This is a genomic window from Enterobacter sp. QK-SA4 (assembly GCF_056856775.1).
In genome coordinates this window covers 3,019,199-3,034,665 of sequence record NZ_JBXFXH010000007.1, presented here as the reverse complement: position 1 = coordinate 3,034,665, position 15,467 = coordinate 3,019,199, and the positions used below count along the sequence as shown (strand labels likewise).

General features: G+C 60.0%; 18 protein-coding genes and 1 riboswitch. Of the genes, 11 read left to right on the top strand and 7 right to left on the bottom strand.

Features of this window, described 5'->3' with window-relative positions; all coding sequences use genetic code 11:
* Nucleotides 1-6: 6 nt before the first annotated feature.
* On the bottom strand, nucleotides 7-1,590 hold the full coding sequence (gene hpxW / locus AC1VYI_RS16220) for an oxamate amidohydrolase (protein WP_134866564.1): 1,584 nt from the start codon (nucleotides 1,588-1,590) through the stop codon (nucleotides 7-9).
* A gap of 143 nt (nucleotides 1,591-1,733) precedes the next feature.
* Between hpxW and hpxU the strand changes: the two genes are divergently transcribed.
* The 7 genes from hpxU (at nucleotide 1,734) to hpxK (ending at nucleotide 8,105) form a co-directional block, all read left to right on the top strand.
* Nucleotides 1,734-2,573, top strand: coding sequence for a MurR/RpiR family transcriptional regulator HpxU (gene hpxU / locus AC1VYI_RS16215; RefSeq protein ID WP_134866563.1), 840 nt, complete (start codon nucleotides 1,734-1,736; stop codon nucleotides 2,571-2,573).
* Between the two features lie 191 nt (nucleotides 2,574-2,764).
* The gene (locus AC1VYI_RS16210; RefSeq protein ID WP_023311064.1) at nucleotides 2,765-3,547 is read left to right on the top strand and encodes a transporter substrate-binding domain-containing protein; all 783 of its coding nucleotides are present in this window, start codon (nucleotides 2,765-2,767) and stop codon (nucleotides 3,545-3,547) included.
* 4 nt (nucleotides 3,548-3,551) lie between these two features.
* Nucleotides 3,552-4,217 carry an amino acid ABC transporter permease gene (locus AC1VYI_RS16205; RefSeq protein WP_045401934.1) on the top strand — a complete coding sequence of 222 codons (666 nt, stop codon included), beginning with the start codon at nucleotides 3,552-3,554 and terminating at the stop codon, nucleotides 4,215-4,217.
* Nucleotides 4,217-4,873: an amino acid ABC transporter permease gene (locus AC1VYI_RS16200; RefSeq protein WP_064791110.1), complete on the top strand. Its 657-nt coding sequence runs from the start codon at nucleotides 4,217-4,219 to the stop codon at nucleotides 4,871-4,873. The genes AC1VYI_RS16205 and AC1VYI_RS16200 overlap by 1 nt, the downstream gene beginning before the upstream one ends.
* Nucleotides 4,854-5,591, top strand: a complete 738-nt coding sequence (locus tag AC1VYI_RS16195; protein WP_045354547.1) for an amino acid ABC transporter ATP-binding protein — start codon at nucleotides 4,854-4,856, stop codon at nucleotides 5,589-5,591. The genes AC1VYI_RS16200 and AC1VYI_RS16195 overlap by 20 nt, the downstream gene beginning before the upstream one ends.
* Before the next feature lie 13 nt (nucleotides 5,592-5,604).
* Nucleotides 5,605-6,846 carry a pyridoxal-phosphate-dependent aminotransferase family protein gene (locus AC1VYI_RS16190; protein ID WP_134866562.1) on the top strand — a complete coding sequence of 414 codons (1,242 nt, stop codon included), beginning with the start codon at nucleotides 5,605-5,607 and terminating at the stop codon, nucleotides 6,844-6,846.
* Nucleotides 6,843-8,105, top strand: coding sequence for an allantoate amidohydrolase (gene hpxK, locus AC1VYI_RS16185; RefSeq protein WP_134866561.1), 1,263 nt, complete (start codon nucleotides 6,843-6,845; stop codon nucleotides 8,103-8,105). Before AC1VYI_RS16190 ends, hpxK begins: the two co-directional genes overlap by 4 nt.
* On the opposite strand, the gene AC1VYI_RS16180 is transcribed toward hpxK, so the two are convergent.
* Nucleotides 8,071-9,072, bottom strand: coding sequence for a magnesium transporter (locus AC1VYI_RS16180; protein WP_023311069.1), 1,002 nt, complete (start codon nucleotides 9,070-9,072; stop codon nucleotides 8,071-8,073). The two genes, hpxK and AC1VYI_RS16180, sit on opposite strands and share 35 nt — an antisense overlap.
* Nucleotides 9,073-9,132: 60 nt before the next feature.
* Nucleotides 9,133-9,302, bottom strand: a riboswitch (M-box (ykoK) riboswitch).
* Between the two features lie 159 nt (nucleotides 9,303-9,461).
* Here AC1VYI_RS16180 and AC1VYI_RS16175 point away from each other — a divergent pair.
* Nucleotides 9,462-9,965, top strand: a complete 504-nt coding sequence (locus AC1VYI_RS16175; protein WP_134866560.1) for a DedA family protein — start codon at nucleotides 9,462-9,464, stop codon at nucleotides 9,963-9,965.
* A 1-nt stretch (nucleotide 9,966) separates the two neighbouring features.
* Here the strand turns inward: AC1VYI_RS16175 and AC1VYI_RS16170 are convergent, their stop codons facing one another.
* Complete coding sequence (locus AC1VYI_RS16170; RefSeq protein ID WP_134866559.1) at nucleotides 9,967-10,716, bottom strand: SDR family oxidoreductase; 750 nt, start codon at nucleotides 10,714-10,716, stop codon at nucleotides 9,967-9,969.
* Nucleotides 10,717-10,816: 100 nt separating this feature from the next.
* Between AC1VYI_RS16170 and AC1VYI_RS16165 the strand changes: the two genes are divergently transcribed.
* Nucleotides 10,817-11,176, top strand: a complete 360-nt coding sequence (locus tag AC1VYI_RS16165; RefSeq protein ID WP_023311072.1) for a winged helix-turn-helix transcriptional regulator — start codon at nucleotides 10,817-10,819, stop codon at nucleotides 11,174-11,176.
* Nucleotide 11,177: 1 nt separating this feature from the next.
* On the opposite strand, the gene AC1VYI_RS16160 is transcribed toward AC1VYI_RS16165, so the two are convergent.
* Both AC1VYI_RS16160 and AC1VYI_RS16155 read right to left on the bottom strand, forming a co-directional pair.
* Entirely contained in the window at nucleotides 11,178-11,972 is a 795-nt protein-coding gene (locus tag AC1VYI_RS16160) for an SDR family NAD(P)-dependent oxidoreductase (protein WP_134866558.1), read from the bottom strand.
* A 125-nt stretch (nucleotides 11,973-12,097) separates the two neighbouring features.
* Nucleotides 12,098-12,541 (bottom strand): winged helix-turn-helix transcriptional regulator, encoded by a 444-nt coding sequence (locus AC1VYI_RS16155; protein ID WP_226483691.1) that lies wholly within the window; start codon nucleotides 12,539-12,541, stop codon nucleotides 12,098-12,100.
* Nucleotides 12,542-12,693: 152 nt separating this feature from the next.
* On the opposite strand from AC1VYI_RS16155, the gene agp reads away from it, so the two are divergent.
* On the top strand, nucleotides 12,694-13,935 hold the full coding sequence (gene agp / locus AC1VYI_RS16150; RefSeq protein WP_134866557.1) for a bifunctional glucose-1-phosphatase/inositol phosphatase: 1,242 nt from the start codon (nucleotides 12,694-12,696) through the stop codon (nucleotides 13,933-13,935).
* Nucleotides 13,936-13,968: 33 nt separating this feature from the next.
* Here agp and AC1VYI_RS16145 read toward each other — a convergent pair whose 3' ends face one another.
* Both AC1VYI_RS16145 and wrbA read right to left on the bottom strand, forming a co-directional pair.
* Complete coding sequence (locus tag AC1VYI_RS16145) at nucleotides 13,969-14,196, bottom strand: YccJ family protein (protein WP_008499832.1); 228 nt, start codon at nucleotides 14,194-14,196, stop codon at nucleotides 13,969-13,971.
* A gap of 20 nt (nucleotides 14,197-14,216) precedes the next feature.
* Nucleotides 14,217-14,813: an NAD(P)H:quinone oxidoreductase gene (gene wrbA / locus AC1VYI_RS16140; protein WP_023311076.1), complete on the bottom strand. Its 597-nt coding sequence runs from the start codon at nucleotides 14,811-14,813 to the stop codon at nucleotides 14,217-14,219.
* Nucleotides 14,814-15,204: 391 nt separating this feature from the next.
* On the opposite strand from wrbA, the gene AC1VYI_RS16135 reads away from it, so the two are divergent.
* Complete coding sequence (locus AC1VYI_RS16135; RefSeq protein ID WP_023311077.1) at nucleotides 15,205-15,375, top strand: con-10 family general stress protein; 171 nt, start codon at nucleotides 15,205-15,207, stop codon at nucleotides 15,373-15,375.
* The last annotated feature ends 92 nt before the right edge of the window (nucleotides 15,376-15,467 follow it).

Here is a 15,467-nt window from a genome sequence, read left to right as displayed (position 1 = left end):
TTCTCCTCAGAATCCGGCGGCCGCGCCGTTGCTGCGCGGGTCACATGCTCCTTCGAACAGCCCGTTGGGGTGGCGGACAATCGCGCCCGCGTGGCCCATCGCTTCGCTGAAGTCAGGGAAGATTTCCACCTCGTGTCCGAGTGCCTGAAGCCGTGAGACCGTCTCAGCGGTAAAGCGTCCTTCCAGCTTTAACGTGTCCGAGGTTTGTCCCCAGGTGCGCCCCAGCAGCCAGCGCGGGCGGGAAATGCTCTCCTGCAGTGGCACGCCCTGAATCGCGTAGCGGGTAAAGAGCGCGGCCTGGGTTTGCGGCTGGCCGTCGCCGCCCATCGATCCGTAGACCATCACGCGCCCGTCCTTAAGACGCGCCGCCGCCGGGTTCAGGGTATGGAAGGGCTGCTTGCCCGGCGCGAGGGCCAGAAGACTATCGGGATCGAGGCTGAATGATGCCCCCCGGTTCTGCCAGACGATGCCGGTGTCGGGCAGCACCACGCCGCTGCCGAACTCGTGATAGATACTCTGGATAAACGACACGGCAAGCCCGCTGCTGTCCATCACTCCCATCCACACAGTATCGCCGGGGCCTTTTCCGGTGCCCCACGGCGCGGCGCGTCCGTCGTCAACCCTGTCGGCAAGCGCCTGCAGGGCGGCGGGATCCAGCAGACCCTGAATATCGGTTTTCAGCTCGCGCGGGTCGGTGATGTGGGCATCGCGCAGGCCAAAGGCCAGCTTGGTGGCTTCAACGATGCGGTGAATGGTGTCGGCGTCGTCGGCCTCCGCCATATTCAGGCGGTCGGTGATGCCGAGTATCGCCAGCGAGACCAGCCCCTGCGTCGGCGGGGCGTGGTTAAAGATCTCCCCCTGCTGATGCTGCAGCCTCAGCGGCGCGGTGCGCCGGGCGACGTGCGTGCGCAAATCGGCCAGCGTCACGGGCAGGCCCAGCGTCTCCATGCCGTGCGCCAGCACGTCCGCCAGCGGGCCGCGGTAAAAGCTGTCCAGACCGTCCTCCGCCAGGCGCGTCAACGTCGTGGCCATGGCGGGCTGGTAAAAGCGGCTCCCGGCCTCTGGAGGCTTGCCGTCCACCAGCCAGGTTTCCGCGAAGCCGGGGATGTGCTTCAGCTCGTCGAATTTGCTTGCCGTGGCATGGGCCTGCGAGGCCGTGACCGGCGTGCCGTTCTTCGCATAGTCAATGGCGTCGGCCAGCAGGCGGGCCAGCGGCAGCGCCTTGCCGGTCATCTCGCGCGAGACCTTCAGCGCCTCGTCCCAGCCGCTCACCGTGCCGGCGACGGTCAGCGCCGCGCGGGGGCCGCGGTGGGGAATATGCGCCAGCCCGTCGTAGGCGGCGAGCGTTGCGCGCGATCCCGCCGCGCCGCTGGCATCAATGGCGACAGGTTCGCCTTCCGGCGGCACGATAAGCCAGAAGCCATCGCCGCCCAGCCCGTTCATGTGCGGGTAAACCACGGCAACGGTGGCCGCCGCAGCGACCATCGCCTCTATCGCGCTGCCGCCTTCGCGCAGTACCGCCAGCGCGCTCTGGCTGGCAAGATGGTGGGGCGCAACGGCCATGCCGTGCGTGGAGACATTACTTTGCATAAAGCGTCCTCGTAACCCTGAAAGTCACAAGGTGCTGCAAAAGCTGTTCCAGATCTGAAAGAAAAGTTTCAGTAAACTGGCACGTATAATGAATACGCATAATAAAAGGTACAATGTGATGAAACAAAAGTTACAGAGGCGCTATGGAACAACTGGATGAACGTCTGAAAGCACAGTACCCGTCGCTGTCGCCGCAGGAGCAGCGGGTGGCGGACTTTATTTTCGACCATTTTGACGACCTGATTAGCTACAACAGCGCCGAGCTGGCGCAGCTGAGCGGGGTGTCGAAAGCCACGGTCAGCCGTCTGTTTAAGCGTCTGGGCTATGAGAAATATAAGGACATGCGCGACGAGCTGCGCACCCTGCGCCAGAGCGGGATGCCGCTCACCGATAACCGCGACGCGGTGCAGGGCAATACGCTGCTGGCGCGCCACTATAAGCAGGAGATGGCGAACCTGGCCCAGTGGGTCAATGCCCTCGACGCGCAGCAGTTTGCCGACGCCATGGCCTGCATGGTGAAGGCGCGGCGCATCGTCATTATCGGCATGCGTAACGCCTATCCGGCGGCGCTGCACCTGCGTCAGCAGCTGCTGCAGGCGCGCGGTCAGGTGCTGGTTCTGCCGCAGCCGGGGCAGAGCCTGGGCGAGGAGCTGGTGGATTTAACGCCGGACGATCTGGTGGTCATGATGGCCTTTCGCCGCCGCCCGCGCATCATCCGCCCGCTGATGCAGCAGCTTCAGAGCAGCGGTATTCCGTTGCTGCTGATGTGCGAGCCGCAGGCGCACAGCCTGTTTCCGCTGGCGAGCTGGCAGCTCTGCGCCCCGCTGGACAGCGTCTCGGCCTATGACAGCTACTCCTCGGTCAACAGCCTGATCAACCTGCTGGCAAACGCCTTCCTGCATGAAATTCTCGATAAAGGCCGTCCGCGCATTCACGAAATTGCCTCCCTCTACCAGCAGCTGGACGAACTCGAGCAGCGATAATGGGGCATCAGGCTGGTGCTTTGCATTAAAATGGTGCATGTGGCGGGTCGGGATGACGCTCGTTTTTTCGACCCTTCCCCGTTTTATCAGGCTTTACAAGAATATTTCCCGCTTAGCCCTGGTTGGCACATTAGTTGCAAAATCACATTCAAAGAATCTTTTGTTTCATGTTAACGTTACGGGGAAGCACCATGAAAAAATTGTTGATTGCACTGGCCGGGGCCGCATGTCTCTTCACACAGCTGCCGGCAAAGGCTGACCAGCTTCAGGATATCGAGAAGCGCGGCACCATCCGCATTGCTGTTCCGCAGGACTTCCCGCCGTTTGGCTCGGTGGGGACCGACCTGCAGCCGCAGGGCTATGACATCGACATGGCGCGCTATCTGGCCAAACAGATGAAGCTCAAGCTGCAGCTGGTGCCGGTGACCAGCGCCAACCGCGTGCCGTATCTGCAAACCGATAAGGTGGATCTGGTCATTTCAAGCCTCGGTAAAAACCCGGAGCGCGAGAAGGTGATCGACTTTAGCCGCGCTTACGCGCCGTTCTTCCTCGGCGTGTTTGGTCCGAAAGGCGCCGAGCTGAAAGATGCCGCCGCGCTGAGCGGAAAAACCATCGGCGTGACGCGCGGGGCGGTGGAGGACATGGTGCTGACCGGCCTGGCGCCGAAAGACGCGGACGTGAAGCGCTACGAGGATAACAACACCACGCTCTCCGCCTACCTCTCCGGACAGGTGCAGTACGTGGCAACCGGCAACCTCGTGGTGGCGGCCATTTCGCGCCAGAACGCGGATAAAGCCCCGGTGCCGAGCTTTATGCTGAAAGATTCGCCGTGCTTTATTGGCCTGAAGAAAAACGAACCGGCCCTGAAGGCAAAGGTGGATGCGCTGATTGAGCAGGGCATCAAGGACGGCACGCTGAACGGCCTGTCCGAGCAATGGCTGAAGGCCCCGCTGCCGGCAAACCTTGGCGCCTGAGCCGATGACTGAGCAACTTCATTTCTCCGCGCTCTGGCCGCACTGGCCGGAGCTGCTGGCGGGGCTGTGGGTCACCGTTCAGCTGACGGTGATGGCGACCGTCGGCGGGCTGGCAATAGGGATTTTCGGGGCGGCGATCCGCAGCGGACGCACCACCTGGTTCAGCCGGATCTGGGGCGCGTATGTGGAAATCATCCGCAACACGCCGTTTGTCGTGCAGCTGTTTTTCATCGTCTTCGGCCTGCCGAATCTCGGGCTGAAGATGACGGCGGGGGAAGCGGCGCTGCTGGCCATGGTGGTGAACCTGGGCGCCTACAGCACCGAAATTATCCGCGCGGGCATTCAGGTCACGCCGAAAGGGCAGTGGGAGGCCGGACGCGTGCTGGGGCTGACCCGCCTGCAGACCTTTATCCGCGTGGTGCTGCCGCCCGCGCTGCAGCGCATTTATCCGGCGCTGGTGAGCCAGTGCATCATCGTGATGCTCGGCTCGTCGGTGGTGTCGCAGGTCTCGTATGAAGAGCTGACCTTCGCCGCCAACCTGATCCAGTCCAGAACGTTTTTGAGCTTTGAGGTTTATCTGGTGACAACCGGGATTTACTTAGCGCTGTCGATTACCCTGCGCCAGCTGATGATGGCGGCGGGACGCAAATGGCTGGGGGTGCAGGCATGATGACCACCTTTACCGACTGGGACATTATTCGCAACCTGCTGCTGGCCGGACGCTGGACGGTGCTGCTGTCGCTGGTGGCGTTTGTCGGCGGGGCGGCGGTGACGCTGCCGCTCCTGCTGCTGCGCCTCACGGGCGGGCGCACGGTCAGGCGCATCATCCGCGGCTATATTGAGCTGTTTCAGGGCACGCCGCTGCTGATGCAGCTGTTCCTAGCCTTCTTCGGCGTGGCGCTGTTCGGCATCGACGTTTCGCCTTGGACCGCCGCCTCGCTGGCGCTCACCTTCTACACCAGCGCGTTTCTGCTCGATATCTGGAACGGCAGCATTCGCGCCCTGCCGAAAGGGCAGTGGGAAGCGTCGCGCTGTCTGGGGCTGACCTTCGGCCAGACCCTGTTTCGCGTCGTCGCCCCGCAGGCGCTGCGCATCGGCATCGCCCCGACGGTCGGCTTTGCCGTTCAGGTGATCAAGGGCACCGCGCTGGCGTCGATCATCGGCTTTATTGAGCTGACCAAGGCCGGGACCATGCTGACCAACGTGACGTATCAGCCGTTTAAGGTCTTTGCGCTGGTGGCGCTCGGCTACTTTATTCTGTGTTATCCGCTGTCGCGCTACAGCCGCTATCTGGAGACGAAATTCAATGCCTCTCATCACCATTAATCAGGTGCAGAAGTACTACGGCGATAACCACGTGCTCAAGGGCGTCGATCTGGATATCGACATGGGCCAGGTGATCTCCATTATCGGGCGCAGCGGGTCGGGCAAAAGCACGCTGCTGCGCTGCATCAACGGCCTGGAAGGCTATCAGGACGGCAGCATCAAGCTGGGCGGCATGACCATTACCGACCGGGATTCTCAGGCGCGCGAAATCAGCCGCTCGGTCGGGATGGTGTTTCAGAGCTTCAACCTGTTCCCACACATGACGGCGCTGGAAAACGTGATGCTCGCCCCGCGTCGGGTGCTGAAGAAAAGCGCCGCCGAATGCCGCGAGCTGGCGAAGCAGATGCTGGAGAAAGTGGGCTTAGGCGATCGTCTGGATTACTACCCGTCGAGCCTCTCCGGCGGCCAGCAGCAGCGCGTGGCGATAGCCCGCGCGCTGGCGATGTCGCCTAAAGTTTTACTCTGCGACGAGATCACCTCCGCGCTCGACCCGGAGCTGGTGGGCGAAGTGCTCAAGGTGCTGGAGCAGCTGGCGGCCGAGGGGATGACGCTCATACTGGTTACCCATGAAATGAATTTTGCCCGCGAAGTGGGCGACCGCGTGGTGTTTATGCACCAGGGGAAAGTCTGGGAGCAGGGCGACAGCAAAACGCTGTTCGCCAACCCGCAGACCACGGAACTGAAGCAGTTCATCTCCTCCGTGCGCGGCCTCAACTGATAAGGACTGAACAATGGATATCGCACGCTTTCCACAAATCAACCCGCCGCAGCGCCTGCTGATGGGCCCGGGCCCGATCAACGCCGACCCGCGCGTGCTGCGCGCCATGTCGAGCCAGCTGATCGGCCAGTACGATCCGGCCATGACCCACTACATGAACGAGGTGATGGCGCTCTATCGCGGCGTATTCCGCACCGAAAACCGCTGGACGATGCTGGTGGACGGCACCTCCCGCGCGGGAATTGAAGCCATTCTGGTTTCCGCCATTCGACCGGGCGATAAGGTGCTGGTGCCGGTCTTTGGCCGCTTTGGCCACCTGCTGTGCGAAATTGCCCGCCGCTGCCGCGCGGAGGTGCATACCATTGAGGTGCCGTGGGGCGAGGTGTTTACCCCGGACCAGGTGGAGGATGCGATTAAGCGTATTTGTCCGCGCCTGCTGCTGACCGTGCAGGGCGACACCTCCACCACCATGCTGCAGCCGCTCGCCGAGCTGGGCGCGATCTGCCGCCGCTACGACGTGCTGTTTTACACCGACGCCACCGCGTCGCTCGGCGGCAACGCGCTGGAGACCGACGCCTGGGGGCTGGACGCCGTCTCGGCCGGGATGCAGAAGTGTCTCGGCGGCCCGTCGGGCACCTCGCCGATCACCCTGAGCGCGCGCATGGAGGAGGCGATCCGCCGTCGCAAATGCGTTGAGGAAGGCATCCGCACCGACGCCCACCGCGACGGCGACGAGGAGATGATCTACTCCAACTACTTCGATCTCGGCATGGTGATGGACTACTGGGGGCCGGAGCGGCTGAACCACCACACCGAAGCCACCACCGCGCTGTTTGGTGCCCGCGAGTGCGCGCGGCTGATCCTGCAGGAAGGGCTGGATAACGGCATCGCGCGCCATAAGCTGCACGGCGATGCGCTGCTGAAGGGCATTCAGGCGATGGGGCTGGAGACCTTTGGCGACCTGAAGCACAAGATGAACAACGTGCTGGGCGTGGTTATCCCGCAGGGCGTCAACGGCGACCAGGTGCGTAAGCTGATGCTGGAGGATTTCGGGATTGAAATCGGCACCTCGTTTGGCCCGCTGCACGGCAAAGTGTGGCGCATCGGCACCATGGGCTACAACGCGCGCAAAGACTGCGTGATGACCACCCTGAGCGCGCTGGAGTCGGTGCTGAACTACCTGAAATTCTCCACCACGCAGGGGGCCGCCATGCAGGCCGCGTGGGACCACTATCACCGCGAGACGCCGCAATGAGCCCGGCGGCAGAACGGGTGATGGCCCGCGCCGACGCGCTGGCCGCCATCAGCGAAACCCCGGATGCGCTGACGCGGGTCTATCTCTCCACCCAGCATCTGCAGGCCAACCAGCTGGTGGGGCAGTGGATGAGCCAGGCGGGAATGACCGTCTGGCAGGACAGCGTGGGCAACATCTGTGGACGCTATGAGGGCGCGCAGGAAGGGGCGCAGGCGGTGCTGCTCGGCTCGCATCTCGATACCGTGCGCAATGCCGGGCGCTACGACGGCATGCTTGGGGTGCTCACCGCCATTGAGGTGGTGGACAGCCTGCACCAGCAGGGTGTGCATCTGGCGCAGGCCATCGAGATTGTCGGCTTTTGCGACGAAGAGGGGACCCGCTTCGGCATTACGCTGTTAGGCAGCCGGGGCATTACCGGCACCTGGCCGCAGGGCTGGCTGGAGAAAGCCGACGCCAGCGGAATCAGCGTGGCGCAGGCTATGACCCTGGTGGGGCTCGATCCTGCCCGCGTGCTGCATGCCGCGCGCCGTCAGGAGGATTTCAGCGCCTATCTGGAGCTGCATATTGAGCAGGGGCCATGCCTTGAGCAGGAGGCGCTCGCCCTTGGCGTGGTGGAAGCCATTAACGGCGCGCGCCGTCTGAACTGCCGCTTTACCGGCGAGGCCGGGCACGCGGGAACCGTACCGATGCTCCACCGCAGGGACGCGCTGGCCGCCGCCGCCGAGTGGATGGTTATCATTGAAAACGCTACCCGACAGCAGGGCGGCAACCTGGTAGCGACGGTTGGCGAGCTGCGCTGTCTGCCGGGGGCGGTGAACGTAATCCCCGGCGAGGTTCAGCTCTCGCTCGATATTCGCGGTCCGCAGGATGCGCAGCTTGATCGGTTGCTTAACGACCTGCTGGAACATGCCCAGGCGATCGCATCGCGCCGCGGTCTGGACTTCAGCGCCGAGGAGTTTTACCGCATTGCCGCCACGCCGTGCGATATCCACCTGCAAAACGTGCTGGGGGAGGCCGTCACATCGGTACAGGGGCGCTCGCTATCGCTGCCCAGCGGTGCGGGCCACGATGCGATTGCCATCGCGGAACGCTGGCCGGTCGGCATGCTGTTTGTGCGCTGCAAAGGGGGCGTCAGCCACCATCCGGCGGAATCGGTGATGGCTGAAGATGTCGCCCTGGCGATTGAGGTGTTTTCGCGAGCGGTGATCCAGCTGGCGGACCGCGTTACTCCAGCCCCAGCGTATATTGCGCGATCTTGAAGTAGATAATCAGCCCGGTGCCGTCGATAAGCGTCGCGATAAACGGCGCGGAGACGACCGCCGGGTCAATGCCGCAGCGCTTGAGCACCATCGGGATCACGGACGACACAATCGCACTCCAGAGCGTAATGCACACCAGCGTCAGGCTGACGATAAGCGTAATTTCCAGCCCAATCCCCATCATCCAGGCGCGAATGCACCCGGCGACACCGAGCGTGGCGGCAATCATCAGCGAGGTGGTCATCTCTTTACGCAGCACGCGGCCAACGTCGCGCAGGCGGACTTCCCCCAGCGCCATGGCGCGCACCAGGGTGGAGGTGATCTGCGTCCCGCTGTTGCCGCCCGTGCCGATCAGCAGCGGAATAAAGAACGCCAGCGCGATGGCGGACTCCAGCGCCTCTTCAAAATGCTGGATCACCGAGCTGGTGTAGGCCTCCGCTACAAACAGCAGCAGCAGCCAGACGGAACGTTTCTTCCACAGGCTATACGGGCTGGTGTCCAGATAGGGCTTCTCCAGCGGCAGCGTTGCCCCCTGAAGCTGGGCGTCTTCGGTGACGTCATCTTCCAGCAGATGGGCGATTTCGCGCTCGGTCAGGCAGCCGACGAGCTTGCCGTGGGTGACCACGGGCACCACATCCGCGCCGCCGTGTGCCAGCAGTCCGGCAACGTCGGCACGTTCATCCTCCGGTTTGACCTGCAAAAACTGCGAAATCATCAGCGATTTCACCGGCTGTACCGTATCGGCGGTTTGCAGCAATTTACGCACGGCAATCATGCCCGCCAGGCGGCCATTGTCTTCAATAAAAATATGAGACGGAATATCGTCGTCTTTTAATTTTTCGAAGAATTGCTCGCGCGCCAGCGCCACGCATAATGAAATATCGAGGACAATAAAATCGGTATTCATATATTGCGCAATGGCGCTGTCATTGAATGCCAGATTCTGGTTGTGAATAGCGTAAGACATAGTGAATTCCCTTTGAATAATAACATCTCTCAGGGGCGAGCAAGACAGGGCATGTCGAAGAGGAGATCCCCACGTCCTGGGTTCAGCACTGTACACCGTATCCCGCGAGGGAAGTTATACTGACAAAGCCTTGATTCGACAGTGCCTGTTTTACCCTGTGTCGGTTCTCTCGAACCTACCAGAGCGATAACGTGTATTTGTACAGGAGCCTCGCCATAACGAGATCGTTGTAAAACGAGAGGAATAATACGCTTATTTAAATTTACCGCTCAGAAAATTAAATAATGTTTAAGAACGGTTTAGACGATTTTTATTAATAAAATGTTGAGGGTTTATTTAGGTTAATTCATTTCTAATGGAGGATTAAATAATCAACGAAGGAGAGGGTAATGGCGTGGTTTGATAATCTGCTGAATCATTTTGCGCTGTATCCGGCACATCTTTTCGCGCTGTTATTTGTGATGGCGCTGAGTAAATCGACGGTGCTGATCTCCTCCGTGCTGCCGCCCGCCTCGGTGATGCTGCTGGCGGGCATTACCGTTAGCCAGACGAGCATGCATCCTGCACTGGCGTGGCTGGCCATAGTTTTGGGGGCAACGGCGGGTTCGATGCTGAACTACCATATCGGCCAGCTGATGGGGCACACCCGGCTGGTCACGCGTTTCACCTCAAAGAATGCCGATAAGTTCTTGCGGGTACAGCATCAGTTGCAAAAGAACGGTGTCATCGTGCTGTTTACGTCGCGTTTTCTGGCGGTGTTGCGCTACATCGTGCCGCTGGCGGCGGGCATGCTCAGGCTGAATGCAGTCAAGGTCTACGCCGTCAGCCTGCTTTCCGCCTGCGGATGGGCGGCGCTGTATGTCGGCATTATCACCGGCATCAGCGCCTTTTGAGTTACAAACTCCCCATTCCGCCGTCCACCAGCAGCTCCGTTCCCACCGTGTAGCTCGACTCGTCGGACGCCAGATAGAGCGCGGCTTTTGCCAGCTCCGTCGTCGAGCCCATTCTGCCGAGCGGCACCAGCTCGATGATCTCCGCCATCATCGCGTTAAGCGCCTCATCGCTTAAGCCCGTCTTCGTAAACGCCGGAGTTTCCACCGGACCGGGGCTCAGGCCGTTGACGCGGATCCCGCGCGGCAGCAGCTCCGCCGACAGCGTGCGCGCCAGCGACAGCAGGGCAGCCTTGCTCGCGGCATACACGCTGCTGGTGGGCAGGCCGATACGCGCGCTCACCGAGCCGCAGAGGATCACCGACGACGGGTTATTCAGCAGCGGCAGCAGCGCCTGAATTAAAAAGAACGGCCCCTTCAGGTTGATGCCCATCAGGCGGTCCCACGCCTCCTCCTGCCAGGCTTCCAGCGGCGCGTGCGTTACGTCACCGGCGTTAAGAAACACCGCGTCCAGGCGTGGCCAGCGGGCGGCGAGGGTTTCCGCCAGCGCTTTTTGTGAGGCGATATCTCCCGCATCGGTCGGGATCACCCAGGCCTTATCGCCAAGAATACGTTCTGCTTCGGCGAGGGTGTCCGGGTTGCGTCCGGTCACGGCGACGCGCGCGCCTTCCGCGATAAACGCCTGCGCGGTGGCAAGGCCGATGCCGCTGGTGCCGCCGGTAATCAGCGTATATTTATCTGTTAAACGACCCATGTTCTTCTCCTGAAATGTCACTGGAGAAAGCACTATAGAAACGTTAGTATCGAAAGGAAACCAGGTACCAAATGGATACTAAAGAGGCAAGAGGTGTGCTATGGCAGAAATGCTGGAGGTGTGCTGCGAAAAAAAATCTGAGGCGTATACCTGCCCGATGACGCAGTTTGTTAACCTGATTTCCGGCAAATGGGCGATCCCCATTCTCTACCGCCTGATTGTCTTTAACACGCCCGTACGCTTTGGCGATCTGCTGCGGGCCGCTGCCCCCATCACGCAGAAAGAGCTGACGAAGCAGCTGCGCCTGTTTGAGCAGCGCGGGCTGGTGACGCGGACGGTCTACCCGGAGATCCCCCCGCGTGTGGAGTACCAAATCACCGCGCTGGGGTTAACCCTGCAGGACGCACTCTCCCCGCTGGCCGCCTGGATGAGCGAGTACGGCGACCAGCTTGAGCGTTAGGCTACTGTTTTGCGTAGCGCGGTGCCGGAATGCCGGTGCGCGCGCTGTTGAACAGCTCAAGACGCGCCGCTTCGTAGCGATCCCACAGGCCGGCATCATGCATCGGCGGGATGGTGATCGGTTCACCCTGATCCAGACCCGCCAGCGATGCATCCACCATATCGTCGGTGGTCATCACCGATCCTTCCGGCAAATCGTTCACCGTGAAGCCCGAATGGCTCCAGATTTCCGTCGCCGTGGCGGCGGGCAGCACGGCCTGAATGCGCACGCTGCTGTCGGCAAATTCTTCCTGTAACCCACGGGTAAAGCTCAGAACCCACGCCTTGGTGGCGCTGTAGAGCGCGCTACCGGCACGGACGTGCAGCGCTAACACCGAGGCGATATTGATCAGCGTGCCGCGATTGTTCTGCGCCAGGCGCGGCAGGATGGCGTAGGTCAGACGCATCAGCGCCGTGGTGTTCAGGGTGTTAATGGCCTGATGCTGCGCCACATCGCCTGCGAGGAACGGCGCCATCTGGGCGGTGCCCGCGTTGTTAATGAGCGTATCAATGGCGGTATTGCTGCGCAGCTCCTCTTCCACGGCGCGGATCCCCTGTTCATCGGTAAGATCGGCCACCAGAATATCGACGGCCACGCCGTAGCGCGCGCGAAGGTCGGCGGCAAGGGTCTTCAGGCGATCTTCGCGACGGGCGACCAGTACCAGGTTAGCGCCGCGCGCGGCAAGGCGATCGGCATAAACGGCACCAATTCCGGAAGAGGCGCCCGTAATCAGGGCGGTGGTGATTTGCGTAGTCATCGTGTGTTACCTTAGGACAAAGTGGGTTATTTGGTTTCAAGATGAAACTGAATAAACTCTCTGCTATTTGGTTTTATAATGCAACCATATTTGCGAGCATTTTGTGCTTTTGCCGTCGGGAACTATCAGGAGGGGAGTTTCGCCACGATCTCTTCAGGCGTCAGTTCGCGGCCATCATCGGCGATAAGCGCCAGTTTACGCAGGGGTTGGCGCTGTTCGGTATCGACCAGCACGGTGCCGCATTCGTTATCCGCAAACAAAAATTCATTGCCCCACTGGGAGAGGGCAACCAGCACCGTTTGCAGGGCGCGACCTTTCTCGGTCAGGACGTATTCCTGCCAGGCGCTGCCGTCGGACGCGGGCTGAAGCCGGAGGATGCCTTCGTCGACCAGCAGTTTTAGCCGCGTGGTCAGCATGTTTTTGGCGATACCAAGGCTTTTCTGGAACTCGCCGAAGCGTTTAATCCCGCGCAGCGCGTCGCGCACGATCAGCAGCGACCACCAGTCGCCGATGATATCCAGCGAACGGGCGACGGGGCAGGTGCTTTCTTCGAGGCGGGTACGTTTCACGGTCAATTCTCCGGTGGGGTGTAGTTTTATTATAAAACTTATTGGTGCACACAGTAAGCACGTTAATCATCAGTTTGAGAAATGCTTCCCGGAAAATTGTCACCAATCTGTCACACTGAAGGCGACATTTTAAAACGATTGAGGAATTAGGGATGAGAAAAGCACTACTCGCGCTGGCAGTCGCCGGTTCCATTTCAGCAACGTTTGGCGTGCAGGCGCAAGAGACGCCGGAAGGGTATCAGCTGGAGCAAGTTTTAATCATGAGTCGTCACAACCTGCGCGCGCCGCTCGCCAATAACGGCAGCGTGCTGGAGCAGTCCACGCCGAAGCAGTGGCCGGAGTGGGAGGTGCCGGGCGGTCAGCTCACCACCAAGGGCGGCGTGCTGGAAGTCTATATGGGCCATTACATGCGCGAGTGGCTGGCGCAGCAGGGGATGGTGAAGACGGGAGAATGCCCGGCGGCGGATAGCGTTTATGCTTACGCCAACAGCCTGCAGCGTACCGTCGCCACCGCGCAGTTCTTCATCACCGGCGCGTTCCCGGGCTGCGACGTTCCCGTGCATCATCAGGAAAAAATGGGCACCATGGATCCCACCTTTAATCCGGTGATTACCGATAACTCGCCGGAATTCCGTGAAAAAGCGCTCAAGGCGATGGAGACCGAGCGGCAGAAAATGCAGCTTACCGAAAGCTATAAGCTGCTGGAGCAGATGACGAACTACGCCGATTCTCCGTCCTGCAAAGAGAAAAAGGTCTGCTCGCTGGCGGACGCGAAAGATACCTTTAGCGCCGACTATGAAAAAGAGCCTGGCGTATCCGGGCCGCTGAAGGTGGGCAACTCGCTGGTGGATGCGTTCACGCTGCAGTATTACGAAGGCTTCCCGGCCGACCAGGTGGCATGGGGCGAAATCAAAACCGACCAGCAGTGGCGCGTGCTGTCTAAGCTGAAGAACGGCTATCAGGACTCGCTGTTTACCTCCACCGAGGTAGCGCAAAACGTGGCGAAACCTCTGGTGAAGTATATCGATAAAACGCTGGTCACCGAACAGGCGAAAGCGCCTAAGATCACCCTGCTGGTGGGGCATGACTCGAACATTGCTTCCCTGCTGACGGCCCTGGATTTCAAATCCTATCAGCTGCACGACCAGCAGGAGCGCACCCCGATTGGCGGCAAGATTGTCTTCCAGCGCTGGCATGACAAAAACGCCAATCAGGAGCTGATGAAAATTGAGTATGTCTACCAGAGTTCAGAGCAGCTGCGTAACGCCAGCGTGCTGTCGCTGAAGTCCCCCGCGCAGCGCGTGACGCTGGAGCTGAAAGGCTGCCCGGTGGATGCGAACGGCTTCTGTCCTGTCGATAAATTCAATGCTGTGATGAATAACGCGGCGAAGTAAAGGAGAACCCCCCGCTGCGGCGGGGGGAAACGCTTAGACGTTTTTACGTTCAATGGTTTGCTCGCCCCAGAAGAGCGAGTCTTTATCCGTTTTTTCGAAGGCGCGCACCAGCACCTCATCGTTACCTTCCTCCCAAATCTGCTCGGCCAGCTTTTCATCGTACTTCGCGACTTCAAAGATAGCTTCGGCAATCTCCGGAGAGGTGTTGCGTAAACTTGCCCATTCGCCCACGTGGTGAGCTTTGGATTCTTGAGTTGGCATGCTTGTCCTCCTGTTGGGTGTTAGCCGTTCAGTTTTTTGGCCAGACCCGCGACGTATTCACCCTGATAGCGGGCGATAGACAGTTCTTCATTGCTTGGCTGACGTGAGCCATCCCCACCGGCAATGGTGGTTGCGCCGTACGGCGTACCGCCACGCACCTGGGAAATGTCAAACAGCTCCTGGGCGCCGTAGCCAATCGGCACAATCACCATCCCGTGATGAGCAAGGGTAGTCCAGGTTGAGGTAATCGTCTGCTCCTGACCGCCGCCGGTGCCGGTTGAGCTGAATACGCTGGCGAGTTTCCCGTAGAGCGCGCCGGATGCCCAAAGTCCGCCGGTTTGATCGAGGAAGGTGCGCATCTGGCCTGACATATTGCCGAAGCGGGTCGGTGTGCCGAAGATAATGGCATCATAGTCCGCCAGCTCCTGCGGGGTGGCGACCGGGGCGTTTTGCGTTTTCCCCCCGGCTTTCAGGAAGGCTTCCGCCTGCATGGTTTCCGGTACGCGTTTCACCACAACCTCAACGCCATCAACCCTGTTCGCACCTTCTGCTACCGCGTGAGCCATGGTTTCAATGTGTCCATACATGGAATAATAGAGCACCAGAACTTTTGCCATTTTGCATCACTCCTCGTTTGTTTTTTCTGACAGCGGATCGCTGCGCTCATTTAAAGATATGTCATCACGGCCAGACTGCAAAAATGAACGCCATTTCTTTGATTTATAACAATATGGTTACAAAAAGGCTTTGTAGCAAAATGAAACAACTTTTTGGCGGCGGATTTTTGAAATGATAAGAAAGGCTTATGAATCGCCGCCGCGTCATCTCACCCGAAAGGCTGAGTTCATGTTGCAGAATATTACCTGCGGCTTGCCGGATAGCGGCATTCCACTAAGCTTAGTTTCACGCGGCACAGATAAAGGCACTGTCCTTGTGTTGCGAGGTGAAAGAATCCTCTTTTACTGAATGCAATATGATGTCTAATGTTTCACATTCTGGAGGTTAGAGATGGCAAACCATCGTGGTGGTTCAGGTAATTTCGCAGAAGACCGTGAAAGAGCATCAGAAGCAGGCCGTAAAGGTGGCCAGCATAGCGGGGGCAACTTCAAGAATGACCCGCAACGCGCATCTGAAGCTGGCAAGAAAGGGGGTAAAAACAGCCACGGCAGCAGTAAGTAACACGCCGGGTTGAACCCCTGCCGCCGGGATCTCCCGGCGGTTTTTTTATTTCTGCAACATTGAACTGTAACCAAAGGCAACGCACACTAGAG